13 protein-coding genes are annotated in these 14,807 nt (G+C 66.4%); 3 read left to right on the top strand and 10 right to left on the bottom strand.

Translation table 11 applies throughout. From position 1 onward, the window contains the following. Positions 1–35 precede the first annotated feature (35 nt). Positions 36–596 (top strand): HdeD family acid-resistance protein, encoded by a 561-nt coding sequence (locus HCX50_RS17870; protein ID WP_167635254.1) that lies wholly within the window; start codon positions 36–38, stop codon positions 594–596. Between the two features lie 66 nt (positions 597–662). On the opposite strand, the gene HCX50_RS17865 is transcribed toward HCX50_RS17870, so the two are convergent. The 10 genes from HCX50_RS17865 to HCX50_RS17820 all read right to left on the bottom strand — a co-directional run bounded on the left by HCX50_RS17865 (position 663) and on the right by HCX50_RS17820 (position 13,214). After that, a complete protein-coding gene (locus tag HCX50_RS17865; RefSeq protein ID WP_091031201.1) occupies positions 663–2,210 on the bottom strand; it encodes a helix-turn-helix transcriptional regulator in 1,548 nt (515 codons plus the stop codon). 334 nt (positions 2,211–2,544) lie between these two features. Continuing rightward, positions 2,545–3,450, bottom strand: coding sequence for a DMT family transporter (locus HCX50_RS17860; RefSeq protein WP_140403307.1), 906 nt, complete (start codon positions 3,448–3,450; stop codon positions 2,545–2,547). Continuing rightward, positions 3,447–5,096: a cation:proton antiporter gene (locus HCX50_RS17855; protein WP_167635253.1), complete on the bottom strand. Its 1,650-nt coding sequence runs from the start codon at positions 5,094–5,096 to the stop codon at positions 3,447–3,449. Before HCX50_RS17855 ends, HCX50_RS17860 begins: the two co-directional genes overlap by 4 nt. A 29-nt stretch (positions 5,097–5,125) precedes the next feature. Then, positions 5,126–5,797 (bottom strand): GAP family protein, encoded by a 672-nt coding sequence (locus tag HCX50_RS17850; RefSeq protein ID WP_091031208.1) that lies wholly within the window; start codon positions 5,795–5,797, stop codon positions 5,126–5,128. Beyond that, positions 5,794–6,870 carry a hypothetical protein gene (locus tag HCX50_RS17845; RefSeq protein WP_167635252.1) on the bottom strand — a complete coding sequence of 359 codons (1,077 nt, stop codon included), beginning with the start codon at positions 6,868–6,870 and terminating at the stop codon, positions 5,794–5,796. Before HCX50_RS17845 ends, HCX50_RS17850 begins: the two co-directional genes overlap by 4 nt. A 41-nt stretch (positions 6,871–6,911) precedes the next feature. Next, entirely contained in the window at positions 6,912–7,625 is a 714-nt protein-coding gene (locus tag HCX50_RS17840) for a hypothetical protein (protein ID WP_167635251.1), read from the bottom strand. 81 nt (positions 7,626–7,706) lie between these two features. Then, positions 7,707–9,116 (bottom strand): glutamate decarboxylase, encoded by a 1,410-nt coding sequence (locus HCX50_RS17835; protein ID WP_167635250.1) that lies wholly within the window; start codon positions 9,114–9,116, stop codon positions 7,707–7,709. A 78-nt stretch (positions 9,117–9,194) separates the two neighbouring features. After that, on the bottom strand, positions 9,195–11,141 hold the full coding sequence (locus tag HCX50_RS17830; RefSeq protein ID WP_091031215.1) for a YhgE/Pip domain-containing protein: 1,947 nt from the start codon (positions 11,139–11,141) through the stop codon (positions 9,195–9,197). After that, positions 11,138–11,908 (bottom strand): hypothetical protein, encoded by a 771-nt coding sequence (locus tag HCX50_RS17825; protein ID WP_205829366.1) that lies wholly within the window; start codon positions 11,906–11,908, stop codon positions 11,138–11,140. Before HCX50_RS17825 ends, HCX50_RS17830 begins: the two co-directional genes overlap by 4 nt. A 52-nt stretch (positions 11,909–11,960) precedes the next feature. Further along, the gene (locus HCX50_RS17820; RefSeq protein ID WP_091031217.1) at positions 11,961–13,214 is read right to left on the bottom strand and encodes a metal-dependent hydrolase family protein; all 1,254 of its coding nucleotides are present in this window, start codon (positions 13,212–13,214) and stop codon (positions 11,961–11,963) included. A gap of 226 nt (positions 13,215–13,440) precedes the next feature. Here HCX50_RS17820 and HCX50_RS17815 point away from each other — a divergent pair, with 226 nt between their 5' ends. After that, positions 13,441–13,695, top strand: a complete 255-nt coding sequence (locus tag HCX50_RS17815) for a LapA family protein (protein ID WP_029262697.1) — start codon at positions 13,441–13,443, stop codon at positions 13,693–13,695. Between the two features lie 70 nt (positions 13,696–13,765). Next, the gene (locus HCX50_RS17810) at positions 13,766–14,806 is read left to right on the top strand and encodes a linear amide C-N hydrolase (protein WP_091031220.1); all 1,041 of its coding nucleotides are present in this window, start codon (positions 13,766–13,768) and stop codon (positions 14,804–14,806) included. Position 14,807: the final 1 nt, after the last annotated feature.

Genomic DNA, 14,807 nt, shown 5'->3' with positions numbered 1-14,807 from the left:
CCGACACCGCCCGATCGACTCTCGAGGAAACGCCTATGCACGCTGCACCCACGTCCACGAAGACCGCCTTCGACGGCATCCGCATCGCCATCGGCGTGGGGGGATCGCTCGCCCTCATCGTCGGAGTGGTGATCCTCGTCTGGCCGGGCAAGACCGCGATGGCCGTCACCGCTCTCGTCGCCGCCTACGCGATCGTCGCGGGTGTCATCTACGCGGCCATCGGCGGGCTGAGCAGGACGAAGGGCGGATGGGCGCGCGTCGGCCACGTGCTGCTCGGCCTGATCTTCATCGTCGCCGGGGTGATCGCGTTCACGAGCCTCGGTCAGACGGCGGTCTGGCTGGGAGCCTTCCTCGGCGTGCTCGTCGGCATCCTGTGGATCGTCGAGGGTGTCGTCGCGCTGAGCACCCTCTCCCAAACCGGCTCAAGGGTCTGGTCGATCGTCTTCGCGATCTTCTCGATCGTGGCCGGAGCGGTGCTGCTGTTCGCACCGCTGTGGGGCGCCATGGTGCTGTGGATGCTGATGGGTATCTCGCTCATCGTCCTCGGCGTGGTGAACATCGTGCGAGCGATCACGTTCGGTCGCGTTCCGCGTTGATCACGGACGGTCGCGCTGGCTGCAGGTGGCCAGCGCGACCGTCCGTGGTCGATGCGGCGAACGGGATCAGTCGCTCATGGAGGCAGCGAGCAGACGCATGCGCGTCGCGATGCGGATCGCCTCTTCTCGAGTCGAACACCCCAGCTTGCGATAGATCGAGCGCAACTGCGACTTCACGGTGTTCGGCGACACGTGGAAGCTCGATGCCATGTTCGCCGTCGAACGCTGCGCCGGCAGCGCGTTGAGGATGCGGAGTTCGCCCGAGGTCAGGGACGGTCGCGCTTGGAGGTCACGGAACACGATGCCTTCCGTCACCACGACCCACTGCTCGGCGGCTTCCGCATCCAGCACTTCCTTGATGCGATCCACGAGCTGTCGCGGCATGACCTCCAGCAGGCGACGGCGGTCGGCGCGCTGGGAGATCCTCGAGATTTGGCGTGCGGTCTCCGCATCGATCTCGCCCGTTCGCGCGAGCTCGAGCCATCCCGAGAGAAGCACGGCTTCGGCGCGCTGCGCGGGTCCGAGCGTCTGATCCGATGCCAGCGCGCGAAGCTCGTGTGCCGCCGTGTCCAGCCGACCGTCGTGGAGCGCGAGATGGGCGGTCGCCAGCAGGGTGAGCACGCCGACCTTGGGGTTTTCCTTGACGACCGTCCAGGCATACGCGGAGTCACCCGTGGCGATGAGCGCCTCGATGGTCGAGGAGGCGACGACGTCGGCGGCGAACGAGCCCCGCTGAGTCGGATGTCCGTCCGAAGCCAGTCGGATCGCCTCGAGCGCATCCTCCGGCCGATGCCGCGAGAGATAGGCGCGGCAACGGGCCAGCAGAGCGAACGGCCAGTTGAGTTCGATGCTGTCGACCGGGCACGCTCCCGACAGCAACTCGTCGACGTCACCCGACCGGCGGTCCACGGCGATGAGCGCCCTGGCGATGAGCTCGGACGACATCGTCGCGCTCGCATGGAGGGCGGTCACCTCCGGCATCTCTTCGGCCTCGGCGAGCGCGCGTTCCGCCTCGCTCAGAGTGCCGCGGATCGCGTGTGCGAGTGCGGTTCGGGCGAGAGCCATACGTTCGGCGTACTCCTGCCCGGAGAACTTGCCCAGCTGACGAGCCGTCGCGAACTCCAACAGCGCCCGCCCCGAGTCGCCGGCGGCGAGCATCGTGGTCCCGATCTGATGATGGAGGAACCACAGGGGCCCGTCGATGCGTTCCCGACCCTCGGCTGCCGTCTCGAGAAGGCGATCCTCGAGCCGCCGCGCGTAGACCATGGCGGCCGTGACGTCGCCGTTGACGCGGAACGAGAGCATTTGGGCAAGAGTGAGGAAGTCGAGCTCATCGGCGCTCATCAGGCGCGCATCCTGGGCGTGCGGGACCGGCTGATAGGCCCGAGCCCTGCGGGCGAGCACGGCCGTCATCGGATGGATCACTCGAAGAATGGGATGCCGGTCGAGCAGACTGCTCGGCAGCTCGACGACGGCTGCCGTCAATGCGTCGGGATGCGTCGTGTAGAGCGGCCATACGTTGGAGACGACGGTGCGGGCGATGGTTTCTGGATGTCCGGCACGCACTGCCTTCGCGAGCTCATCGCGGGCGCGGTCCGTGTCGGTGAGGTTCATGCGGGCCCCACCCAGGCTCTTTCCGGAGAGGTTCGAGGTGTTCGCACCACGACGGGACGGAGGAGCTCCCGCCGAAGGACAGTCGTGCACTTGTCGTTAAAAGCGGTCGCTCGAAGCATCGTTACCCCCTGCTCTGCCGACGCTCTGGGGAAGCGCCGGTCCTGTAAGACGAGAAACCAACCCCCTCGGTTCCTCGCTGACTCCTTCCTAATATATTGGCGGGCTCGGGGCGCAGATCACCGTCGGACATCACCCGGGTGTTCACCCCGGTGACACCCGGGCGACCACCCGGGCTGTCCGGCATCCGGGCCGCTGAGGACCCGACCCGCACCGCTCATTCCGTGCGAGCCTCCGCCCGCGACAGGGCGAACACCCCGCTCATCGCCACCACTCCCGCCGCCGCCAACGCCAGGAACGCCCACATCGGCGCGCCGCTCGCCTCGCCCAGGATCGCGATCCCCAGCACGACGGCGACCGCGGGATCCACGACGGTGAGCCCCGCGACGACGACCTCCGGGCGGTTGAAAGCGTGGGCCTTCTGCACGAAGTAGATCGAGAGCCCCCCGGCGACTCCGATGCCCAGAATGCAGGCGATGGTCAGAAGGTTGGCGACATCCCACTTCAGACCGCCCGAATGGAAGGCGGACTGCACACGGAGGATGACGGTCTTGCCGAGGGTCGCCACGAAGGCCGAGTAGATGCCGCCGAGAAGCACCCAGACGACCGGAGGCGTGCGCCGGCGCCGCCCCACGATCCCGACCACCGCCGTGGTGACCAGCAGCACGGTCAGCACGACCAGCACCGCGATGAGCTGCACATCGGTGATCGCGTGCTGCGTGCTCACCATCGCCGCGACGGTCACGAACCCGGCCACCCCGAGCACACAGATGGCGATGGCTCGCACCACCTGACGGGAGGGCGCTCTCTTGGCGAACACTGCCGTCAACAGGGCGGTGAACACCAGTGCGACGACGCCCACCGGTTGCACGACCATCAAGGGCGCGAATGTGAGACTGCCCATCTGCAGGAGCACGGTGACTCCGAGGAGGAGAGTGCCGAGCAGCCAGAAGTGGTTGCGAAGGAGGTTCATGGCCTTCGAACCGTCGACTCCGCGCTCCGCTGCGGCCTCCATGGCACGCACACCTCGCGCCTGCAGCAGATTGCCGACCGCGAGCGCAGCGGCAGATCCGACCGCCAGAGCGATGCCGATCAGCGGTGCCGAGTCGAGTTCCATGGTCATCTCTCGCTTTCGAGGTGGAGCTTCACACTGATCTCGAAGGCATCGAGCTCATCGAGCACATATCGGAGGGCGGTCGTGCTGTGGCGTCCGGACCGGCCGAGTTCATGCAGGCGCTCCCGCATGACCGCGATCAGGGCGAGCTGGAACTCGAGCACCTCCGGGGAGTCTGCACCGCCACGGGGATCGAGCGGCGCGACGAATCCCGCCGTCGGGAGCGAAGAGATCGCAGCGGAGAACGGCGTGCGCCCGCGACGCTGCAGAGTGCCACCGTCGATCGCGGCTTGCGCGGCGTCACGCAACTGTTCGTCGATGCTGCGGATCTCGTCGCGCGGCGGGCCGCTCGCCCCTGCCGCCCGGAGTCCGAGGAGGCGTGCCAGCACAGGAAGGGTCATCCCCTGCAGCAGCAGACTGCCCGCCGCGACGAGAAACGCGATGAAGACCAGCAGGTCGCGCGACGGCACGTCTGGGGGCAGCATCTGCGCCGCCGCGAGAGTGACCGCACCACGCATGCCGGCCCACACGATCATCGCATTGTGCTTCCAGGTCAGCGGCGACGCGTCGAAGTACTCGATGTCGGCGCGCATCCGTCCCGCAGTGCGCCTTCTGGAGCCACCCCCGTCTGCGGAGAGGCGACGGCGCATCGATCTCGTCACCCTCGCGGCGTGCACATGCATCATGGGGAAGACGTACGCGGCACGGACCGCGATCAGGATCACGAGCGCCACCGCAGCGATGGTGATGCCGGCGAGCAGCCCTTCTTCTGCTTCGAGATTGCTCTCGACGATCCCCCACAACTCGAGTCCCATGAGAAGGAAGACGGCACCCTCGAGGAGGAACGCGATCGTGCGCCACGTGATCTTGTCGGAGATGCGCTGTTCGGGTGTGAGCCATCGCACGGACCCCTGCCCGCAGACCACGCCCGCCACGACCGCCGCGACGAGGCCGGAACCGCCGAGTGCTTCCGTCGGCAGATAGGCGATGTACGGGATCGTCAGGCCCAGAGCGGTGTTCGCCGTCGCGCTCGTGGTCCATGCCCGCAGGCGCAGCGCCAGCCACCCGGCGACCGCGCCGACGACGATGGCGGAGAGCACCGCCCAGGCGAACGATCCGAGAGTGGTGAGGAACGAGAACCCGGACGCCGCGGCGACGATCGCCGTGCGCAGAAGCACGAGTGCGGTCGCGTCGTTGAGCAGGGATTCCCCCTCGAGCACGGTCACCACGCGTCGCGGCACTCCGAGCCGGCGCACGATCGAGGTCGCGACGGCATCCGTCGGGCTCAGGATCGCACCGAGCGCCACCGCCAGGGGGAAGCCGAGACCGGGTATCGCCCAGAAGAAGAACAGCCCGAGCACCACGGCACTCACGATCACGAGGAGCACGGACAGGCCGCCGATCGCCGCGAGGTCGCGACGGAACTCGATCGCCGGGGCGGAGACGGCGGCCGAGAACAGCAGTGGGGGCAGCACACCGACCAGGATCAGTTCCGGAGGCACGGACACTGCCGCCACCCCGGGAATCAGACTGACGCACACACCGACGGCGACGAGGATCAGCGGCCCCGCGATGCCCGTCCGCTGCGACAGCGAGCTCGCGAACACGATCACGAACACCGCGATGATGACGAAGACGAGGACCTCTACCGGCATCCAGAATCCTCACGAGGGGAATCCACGGCTCACCCTGCCAGGTCGGCGACGCCGGCGCCGATGAGCTTGAAACCGAGGATCACGAAGAGCACCGCCATGATGACGGCGTGATTGGTGACGAGCCAGTTGCGCATGCCGGAGAGGCGCACCTCGACCTTGCTCGGTGAGACGACGCTGATGATCCACGGAATCGCCACAGCCGAGATGCCGAAGATGCCGAAGATCAGCACCACGGCCACGACCTGTTCCACCGGCAGCACGGCCTGAGAGATGCGGCCGCCCGCGGCGGCGAGCAGCGGCAGATCCTTGGGCGACAGCGGTCCCGATATCAGGACGCCGACGAAGAACGCCTTCCACGCGGTCAGCCCGTCGAGACTGGCCATCCATTTGGGAGTCTCGTGCGAAGAACGGCCGCGCCACTGCAGCAGCGCGAGCACGAGCAGCCCCGCACCGAGGACGATCTCGATGACGTCGATCGTGATGTGCGGCCCGGAGTCCGGGTCCTCTGCCCCCGCCGCTCGACCGATCAGCACGAGGACGCCGACGAAGAGGATGCCCCACGCATAACACCCCAGGATGAAGGCCGTGCCGTTCGTGCGCCCCTTGCCCGACGTCGCCATCAGGATGACGGCGACGATCGACAACGGGCTGATCGCGACGGCGACGCCCAGTGTCAGCAGATCGGCGAGGACGGCGATCATGCGCGCACCGCCGGGTGCGCATTACGCAGGAACAGGATGATCCAGCTGAAGATGAGCAGAGCCGAGACGAGCTCGACGGCCGTCAGGTTGTAGATGCCGGCGGAGAAGAGCACCGCGAGGATCACGATCACCCCCACGTAGACGAAGCCCAACGCGACGAAGACCTTCGGCATGGTCGGGATGAGCCAGGGGAGCCCGACCACGAGCACCGCGAACGCGACGCACATGCCGGTGGCGACCGTGTTGTGCACGAGGAAGAAACGGTCGACGGGAAAGAGCCCGACACAGGCGAGCAGCGCGCCGAGCAGCACGAAGAGCCCACGGACGGTACCTCGCCGCCGTCGATCCGCATCCGTCGCCGAGGGCAGAGTCGCGGTCCCGAACCGTGCGATCGTCGTGACGATGACGCCCGACACGATCAGGGTGACGTTGAACGTCAGCGCCGAGATGTCGTGGGTGATGCCGAGCGCCGACAGGTTCATCTGCCACCACTGCGGATCCGTCGCACTCAGCATTGCCGTCACCATGCCGACCACGAGGAACACCGCGAGGACGAGGGACAGATGGCGGGGCGTGAGATTCGCCCCGCTCACGAAGGCGAGATATGCGCTGAGCGCCGTGGATGCCGCCGCGAGCACGACCGCCGGCGACGCGAACACCGTCGCCCCGACGAAGCTGTGATCGAGGATGGTCGCCACGCCGATCCACCCGAGAAGAGCGATGGCAGCGTAGGCGGCCGACAACGCGACGAGGTCGAACCACCAGTACCTGGTGCCGTCGGCGGCGCGCATGTCGGTCGGCCTGTCGCGATGCGGACGCAGACGGGATGTCGCGAAACCGGCAGCGGCGGCCACGGCGCCGGCGATCGCCGCGAACTCGCCGAGAGAGTGTCGGCCATCGATCGGGAGCTCGCGGCCCCAGAACACGAAGATCGCGACGATGGCGCTTCCCGCGAAGGCGAACGCGCCGAAGGTGAGGGCGAAGGACTCGTCATCGAGCGCGCGTCGGACGCGACGACGGGTGCCGGTCACCCCTTCATTCGATCTCGCGTCGATCGATGTCGTGCTGCCCATCGCCATCCTCTCCTCCGTCGCCACTGGCCGCTGCGTGTGCGTCATCGGAGGGCGGGCTCGTTGTCCTGGTCGGAGCCCGCCCGACCCGGATGACGGCGACCCCGATCCCAGAACGGAAGAACGATGAGAGAGGCCAGCAGGAAGCAGAGCGCCCCGACGAAGGTGCCGTAGTTCGCGAGACCGTTGTTGAACGCATCTCCGCTGGGCAGGATGAACGCGCCCACGGCCGAGGCACCGAACGCGATGCATCCGACCATGTTGATGAAGACCGACCACCAGGCACGGCGCCCCAGGTCCCAGAGTGTTCGGGCATGGGCGTAGGCCACGAATGCGAGGATGCCGCTGAGGAGGAAGGCGACGGACCCTCCGGCGTCGGGATTCCAGACGAGCTTCTCCTGTGCAGCGATGCTCCGCGCGTGCAGTGCACCGGTCGTGCTCACGTTGAACAGGATCGTCCCGAACGACTGTGTGGCAGCGGCGAGCCACTCCGCCCGGACCATCCGTCCCGGTGCGTAGGCCACCCTGACGGCCACGGCACCGCTGAGGAACAGTTGGATCAGTCCGGCGCCGGTGAAGAACCAGGCGCCGATGAAGAAGAGCAGATTGGACCCGCTCGAGCCCAATCCCTCGCTCAGGCCGGGTGCGGAGCCGGCGGCGAAGAATGCCGAGCCGATCATGAACCCCCAGCACTGCTTCGTGACGCTGGGCACGAAGAGCCTGCGGGGAGGATCGATGCTGGTGGCGGCAACGGTCATCGTCGCTCTCCTCTCATCTCGGTATGACTCGAAGGCGCGATCGGGGAGGGCGCGCGATGGCGCCCTCCCCGATCGGGCGGATCAGTGGTGGAAGTGCGATCCGCTGCTCGCGGTATCGGGAAGCGGGGTCGTCAGCGCCTCGAGGAACGCCACCTCGCCCCGGATGTCCGCAAGCAGAGCCGATGCGAGGTCACGGCTGAGTCCGACCTTCACGACGATGCGCTGCAGGACGACATCCGACATGTCGTCGGCCATCGGGTAGGCGGGGACGAGCCATCCCTTCATTCGCAGACGATCGGCGAGGTCGTACAGAGTCCACTTGTCGGTGTGTCCGTCCTTGAGCACCCAGGCGAAAACGGGGATCGTGTCGCCCTTGCTGATCAGGTCGAACGGGCCGATCTTCGCGATCTCACTCGAGAGGTAGGTGGCGACGTCGATCGAGTTCTGCTGCACCTCGCGATAGCCCTCGAATCCGAGACGGAGGAACTGGTAGTACTGCAGCAGCACCTGCGCGCCGGGGCGAGAGAAGTTCAGCGCGAGCGTGGGCATGTCCCCGCCGAGGTAGCTCACGTGGAAGATCATGCTCTCGGGCAGCACGGCGGTGTTGCGCCAGACCACCCACCCGACACCGGGGTAGACGAGGCCGTACTTGTGGCCCGACGTGGAGATGGAGTTCACCCGGTCCAGCTGGAAGTCCCACACCAGGTCCGGCTGGCAGAACGGTGCGACCATCGCGCCGGATGCCCCGTCGACGTGGATCTTCACGTCGAGGCCGGTCTTCGCCTGGATCTCATCGAGCTTCTTGGAGATCGCGATGGTGTCGTCGTACAGTCCGGTGAACGTCTGTCCGAGGATCGACACCACGCCGATCGTGTTCTCGTCGACGTAGTCCTCGAGGTTGTAGCCGTCGAGGATGATGTGATCCGGGCTCACCGGCACGTAGCGCGGCTCGACGTCCCAGTAGTTGCAGAACTTCTCCCACACGACCTGGACCGCCGCCGACATGATCAGGTTCGGCTTGTCCGTCGACTTGCCCTCAGCGGTGCGCTTCTCCTGCCACAGACGTTTGAGAGCGAGCCCACCGAGCATGCACGCCTCCGACGAGCCGATCGTCGAGGTGCCGATCGTGTCGCTCTTGTCCGGGACGTTCCACAGGTCGGCGAGAATCCGCCAGCAGCGATCCTCGATCGCCGCGGTCGCCGGGTACTCGTCCTTATCGATCATGTTCTTGTCGGCCGCTTCGAGGTACAGCTTCTTGGCCTCGTCGTCCATCCAGGTGCCGACGAACGTCGCGAGATTGAGTCGCGAGTTGCCGTCGAGAATGGACTCGTCGTGCACGATCTGGTACGCCGTCTCCGGCAGGCTGGGGCCCTTCGGCAGCGTGAACTTGTCGAACTCGGTGGCCTCGCCCGGTCGGACGAAGACGGGATTGATGCTGATGGTCGAGTCGATGTTCGTCGACTGCCGGGCCTTGTGCGTGTTGGTGGTCACTTTTTTCGCTCCTACGAAGAGATCGGACGGGTGAAGTGGGATGAGGTGTCAGGACATGTGGTGAGGGTGACTCTCCTCCTATACCTCGACCGGTGGGTAGAGGCGGTCCATGTTGTACTGCCTGTTGCGCCGGGCGGCCAACGTCGAGATCGCGAGGAACACCACTGTGAGAAGGGCGATCGTGCCGATCGCAACCCACAGCCGGTAATCCGCGCCTCCCAGGATCATGAACCTCAGCCCGGTGACGGTGGCCGTCATCGGATCGATCCAATGGATGTACTGGAACGGCAGGGTCGTCACCGCGACCGGGTACACACCTCCGGCGGAGGTGAGCTGCACCATGAGGAAGGCGAGCGTGAGCACGCGGCCCACAGCCGGCCCGAGGACGGCGTTGAACATCTGGATCATGGCCATGAACATCGCGACCATGAGCAGCATGAACCCGAACGTGCCCCAGGGGTTGGCGTACTCCATTCCCAGTCCGAACCGCACGACCAGGTACAGGATCGTCGCCTGCAGGAAGCCGACCGCCAGCGTGGGTGCATAGGAGGCGAGCACGGTTCGGAAGGATCCGAGCCCCTGCGCCAGCGGACGCGCCTGCAGCGGTGTGAAGAGCATCCACGCGATGATGCCGCCGACGAACAGCGCGAGCCCGAAGAAGAACGGTGCGAATCCGTAGGCGAAGGTCTTCGCCTCGTTGTTCGTGACCTGCTTCATCACGACGGGATCGGCCAGCGTCTTGATGAAGCTGGACTGCTGATCGCTGTTCCAGTTGGGGATCAGCTTCATTCCCGATTCGACGCCGCTGGCCAGTTCCGCGGTGCCGGCCACGAGCGCAGGCATGTTCGCGGAGATCTCGTTCGCACCGTCGCTGAGCTGGACCAGGCCGCTCGCGAGCTGGTCCGCGCCCGATCGCAGTTCGTCGGCCTTCCCCGTGACCTGGTTCAGGGTGTTGTTGATGCCGCCGGACTCCACGGCCCGCAGGATCACATTCACGCGACTGCTCGGGTTGTCGAACTCGCCGGCGAGGGTGTCGACGTCGCTGCGGAGACGGTCGAACGCGATCGACACCTCCTGCCCGACACCGCTCTGCTCGATCGATCGCTGCACGCCCTCCAGCCGCTCAGCCAGCTCATCGTCGCCGGAGGCACGCACGTCGTCGATCACCGCCTGCAGATCTGCCCGCGCCCGCGCGTTCGCCTCGGCGATACCCGCCAGAGCGCCGTCGAGGCTGTCGGTGCTGGTGCGAATGGACGAGGCGAACTGCTGCAGTTCGCCCGTCGTGAGACCGTTGGCGTTGACGGCTCGCTCGACCTGCCCGACGGCACCGTCCACGTTGGCCACGAGTTCGTCGAGGGCTGCGGAGAGCGTCCCCGCGCCCGACTTGGCTGTCACCAGCCCCGTGGCGAGTTGATCGGCCCCTGCGCTGAGTTCGTCGACCCCCGAGTTGAGCGTCTCGATACCCGCTGCGGCCTGACGGATCGTGGGCAGCTCCCCCTTGATCCCGGTCGCGACGGCGAGGAAGACCTGCTCCCCCACCTGCGCGGTGACGTCGTTGATGACCTCAGCGGCAGCATCCTGACCGATCACCGTCGACAGGTAGTTGTTGGCGTCGTTGTAGGTGAAGATCAGGTCGGCCTGGCGGGGGTCCCCCGTCGCCGCCGATGCGATCGCCTCGCTGAAGTCCGCAGGGATCGTGATCGTGAACGCATATCGTCCGTGCTCGAGACCTGCGGTGCCCTCGGCCTCATCTACGACGTGCGTCTCGAGCTGTCCGGAATCGACGATCCCCTTCACGACCTGGGTACCCGCATCGAGCGGCTCGCCCATCGCGTCGGCCCCCTCGTCAAGGTTGACGATGGCGACGGGCAGGTGGTTCACGTTGCCGAACGGGTTCCAGAACGCCCAGAGGTACAGCGCGCCGTACAGGAGTGGCATCAGGATGATGACGGCGACGGCGAGACGCGGCATGCGCCCGCGGTAGTAGCGCTTGAAATCGCTACCGGGTGAGAATGCGGCGATCATCGGCCGGTGACCTCTCGTTCCAGGACCGCGAATTCGTGGTCGGTGAGGTTGTGGACCTCGATCACATCGGTGATGCCGTCCTGCTTCTCGACGCCGTTGACGTCGGCCATGATGACGGTCTGCTCGGCTCCGAGAGCGATGAGGCGCTCACGGAGACGCCGGGAGCCCTCGACGCTGGCGAGGGTGTCGACGCCACCGACGACCAGTAGCGGGGGCTTTCGGATGTTGGCCACGGCGATGCGGAAGAGGGCTGCCGTGAACTCCGGCAGCTCCTCGACCATCGCGTCCATCGTCGGCAGCGAATAGTCACCGAATACCGGGCGGCAGATGCGTTCGAGATCCTCGTCGGTCGACTGCGGCACCCACTGGTACCACTTGGCGGCCCACCGCACCTGTTCGGTCACGATGTCGTGCACGCGGATCGTCTGCGGGATGCCGTCGACCTCGTCGACGTTGGCGATCGCCGCCTGACCGAAGAGATGATGCGGCTTGTCGATGCGTCCGAAGGCTTCGAGTCGTCCGGTGGTCGGCTTCATCCGCCCGCTCAACGTCAGCAGGAGCGCCTGACGGCCGCGGCCTCCTGCGCCGACGAGCACCGTGACGCCGCCGGCTCGGACCGTGAGATCGACAGGTCCGTAGATGTGCCCCCAAGAGGCGTCGACACCGATGCCGGTCGCGGTGATCAGCACCTCGCCGAACGTCTCGCTGTGCCCACTGCGTGTGCCGAGACCCTCATCGGTCTCACCCTGATCCGTCGGAGCTGTCATCGCTCTTCCCCTTCGATTCGCCCTGAGATTGCCGATCGGAGCCGACATGGCCTCAGGCCTCGTTCTTGATGACCTGGCCGCCCTTGACGATGAGCGCGAAGTTCGTGTCAGGGTCGGCGATGAGCGAGAGGTCTTCGATCGGGTCTCCGTTGACCAGGATCAGGTCCGCCCAGGATCCTTCCGCGATGACGCCGAGCTTCGCACCTCGGTAACTGTTGCGCTCCCCCGCGAGCTCGAACAGCGACGCGTTGCTGGAGGTGAGCATCGTGAGGGCGTCCACATTGCTGTAGAAGTCACCGAGGCGCGCGGCCATGACGCTCTGGCGGGCCGCCGACTGCGGCTCGAGCAGCAGATCGGTCCCCCATGCGGTCTTCACGCCGTATTGCTTCGCCCAGCCGTAGACCTCATCGGTGCCGTGGCAGATCTCGGTGTTCTTGGCGGCACGCACCGGGTCGGGGTAGTGGTGGTCGTCCTCGGCGAAGGGCTGCATCGAGAGCCAGGCGCCCTTCTCGGCGATCAGCGCGATCGTCGCCTCGTCCGCGAGGTGTCCGTGTTCGATCGATGTGACGCCGGCATCGAGAGCGCGCGTGATTCCGGCGGGCGTGTAGACGTGGGTGGCGACGTAGGTGCCGTAGTCGGTCGCTGCCTGCACGGCGGCTCGGATCTCATCCGGCGTGTACTGCAGAGTGTTCAGCGGGTCGTACATCGACGCAGCGCCACCGCCGAGGGTGAGTTTGATCTGGCTCGCCCCCATCTTGAGCTGCTCCCGGACAGCCGCCAACACGCGCGGTACTCCGTCGGCGACGCGGGTGAAGTGGATGTCCTCGGTCCGGCTCGGCGCACCGCCGAACTCCTCCGGAACGTCGTAGACGAACGAGAAGTCAGCGTGTCCCGATGTCTGCGAGATCATCGCCTGGCTGGGGAAGATGCGCGGCCCCTCGAATACACCGCGATCGATGAGCGACTTCACCGGAGCGGTGTCACCACCCATATCCCGCACCGTCGTGAACCCGCGCAGCAGCATCCGCTTCGCCTCGGCGATCGTGTTCCCGTACAGCGCGCCTGTCGGCCCCTGGAGGAACTCCATCATGCTGTTGGCGTTACCCATGAGGTGCACGTGGGCATCGCTCAGGCCCGGCATCAGGAAGCGCCCTTTCGCGTCGATCTCGATGACGCCGTCGGAGGCGTCGCCAGCGACGGGAGCCGAGGATACGGCCACGACGAAGGGACCTTCGATCAGGACATCGACGTTGTCCTGTGTCTTCGCGTTCACGCCGTCGAAGACGCGGGCGTTGCGAATGATCATTCTCTGAGGTGCGTGCGTCCCTGGGGCCATGGCGGCGAGACTATGCCGCGGGCCGCGCCGTGGATGCCTGCCGACGAGAGATTTCCCCCGACCCGTCATTCGGGTGATGACCCTCTCCGCCCCCTGCCCTTCACCCGGCTCTCATCCTCTCGTGGAGCGGCACGAAAGGTGAGTAGTCTCCTCCGTGGAGCGGCCCGCGAGCGCGCGGAGCAGGAGGAGGAAACGTATGCCCGAGAAGGAAAGCACGACAGGCAGCGGTACGGAACAGAAGGCGAAAGCGAACGGCGCGAAGGCGATCATCGCCATCATCATCGCCATCGCCGCGCTCTCCTTCGTGTTCTCGAATGTGGCCCCCGCGACGCTGAGATTCCTGTTCCTGGAGTTCACGATGCCCGCCTGGGGCTGGTTTCTCGCGGTTCTGGCTGCCGGCGTGGTCATCGGTTCCCTGTTCCCCTGGTTCCGACCGCGGAAGCGTGGATGACCTTCATTTCCGCTCCGGCATAGAAGCGCAATCTTGCCGATCCCGACGAACCCGAGAGAAAGACACCGACATGTGCACAAGAGTGGTCTGGCCCGACGCCGGCGGAGCGGTGATCGTCGGACGAAACATGGACTACCACCGCGATCTGGGCACCAATCTATGGAAGCTGCCGAGAGGGTCGCGCCGCGACGACGGAGTCGACGGCGCTCTCACCTGGCAGGCCCGGTACGGCAGCATCGTCGCCACGGCCTTCGACATGATCACGGTCGACGGGGTGAACGAAGCGGGGCTCGCCGGGCACGTGCTCTGGCTCGCCGAGTCCTCCTACGGGGAGCTCGATCCATCACGACCAGCGCTGAGTCAGGCCGTCTGGCTGCAGTATTTCCTCGACAATTTCGCCACGGTGGCAGAAGCCGTGGGGTGGATCACCTCGAACCGCGTGCAGGTGATCCAGCTCGCGGACCCCGTCACGGGCGAGGTCCCCACGATTCATCTGGCCCTGGACGACGCATCCGGCGATTCCGCGATCATCGAGTACATCGACGGCGACGTCGAGGTCCACCACGGGGCGGAGTTTCGGGTGATGACGAACTCGCCGAAGTATGACGAGCAGCTCGCGCTGCTTTCACAGATCGACGGGTTCGGGGGCGAGAACCCCCTGCCTGGGACGACGCTCGCCCCCGACCGTTTCGCCCGTGCCGCCCACTACGTCCGTCGTCTGCCGCAGCCGAAGACCCAGCTCGAGGCCATCGCGTCGATGTTCAGCGTGATCCGCAACGCCGCCCAGCCCTTCCGCTTGCCGGACGAAGGCAGACCGGATGCATCGCAGACCATCTGGCAGGTCGTCGCGGATCTCACCCGCCTCCGCTATGTGTTCGAATCGACGACGCGCCCGAACATCGTGTGGGTCGACCTCGCTGATGTCGACTTCGCCGAGGGCAGTCCCCCGCTGGTCCTCGATCTGGGCAGCGGTCTCGCGATCGAAGGAGGCCTGGCGGGCAACGTCTCGACGAAGTTCGAGGAGCGCGGTGATCTGCATTTCCTGTCGCTCACCGATCTCCGTCGTCTCGCCGCCGGACACGGTGCGGTGGCTTCGTCCCGTCCGAGCTGAG

The sequence above is a fragment of the Microbacterium sp. B19(2022) genome (assembly GCF_012030385.1).
GTDB classification, from domain to species: domain Bacteria; phylum Actinomycetota; class Actinomycetes; order Actinomycetales; family Microbacteriaceae; genus Microbacterium; species Microbacterium oxydans_B.
This window is presented reverse-complemented; position numbering and strand designations above follow the sequence as displayed.

Coding starts and splice junctions, on each gene's coding strand:
- HCX50_RS17810 (WP_091031220.1), top strand. CDS start 13,766: ATGTGCACAAGAGTGGTCTGGCCCGACGCCGGCGGAGCGGTGATCGTC.
- HCX50_RS17820 (WP_091031217.1), bottom strand. CDS start 13,214: ATGATCATTCGCAACGCCCGCGTCTTCGACGGCGTGAACGCGAAGACA.
- HCX50_RS17840 (WP_167635251.1), bottom strand. CDS start 7,625: ATGACCGTTGCCGCCACCAGCATCGATCCTCCCCGCAGGCTCTTCGTG.
- HCX50_RS17845 (WP_167635252.1), bottom strand. CDS start 6,870: ATGGGCAGCACGACATCGATCGACGCGAGATCGAATGAAGGGGTGACC.
- HCX50_RS17825 (WP_205829366.1), bottom strand. CDS start 11,908: ATGACAGCTCCGACGGATCAGGGTGAGACCGATGAGGGTCTCGGCACA.
- HCX50_RS17870 (WP_167635254.1), top strand. CDS start 36: ATGCACGCTGCACCCACGTCCACGAAGACCGCCTTCGACGGCATCCGC.
- HCX50_RS17850 (WP_091031208.1), bottom strand. CDS start 5,797: ATGATCGCCGTCCTCGCCGATCTGCTGACACTGGGCGTCGCCGTCGCG.
- HCX50_RS17815 (WP_029262697.1), top strand. CDS start 13,441: ATGCCCGAGAAGGAAAGCACGACAGGCAGCGGTACGGAACAGAAGGCG.
- HCX50_RS17830 (WP_091031215.1), bottom strand. CDS start 11,141: ATGATCGCCGCATTCTCACCCGGTAGCGATTTCAAGCGCTACTACCGC.
- HCX50_RS17855 (WP_167635253.1), bottom strand. CDS start 5,096: ATGCCGGTAGAGGTCCTCGTCTTCGTCATCATCGCGGTGTTCGTGATC.
- HCX50_RS17860 (WP_140403307.1), bottom strand. CDS start 3,450: ATGACCATGGAACTCGACTCGGCACCGCTGATCGGCATCGCTCTGGCG.
- HCX50_RS17865 (WP_091031201.1), bottom strand. CDS start 2,210: ATGAACCTCACCGACACGGACCGCGCCCGCGATGAGCTCGCGAAGGCA.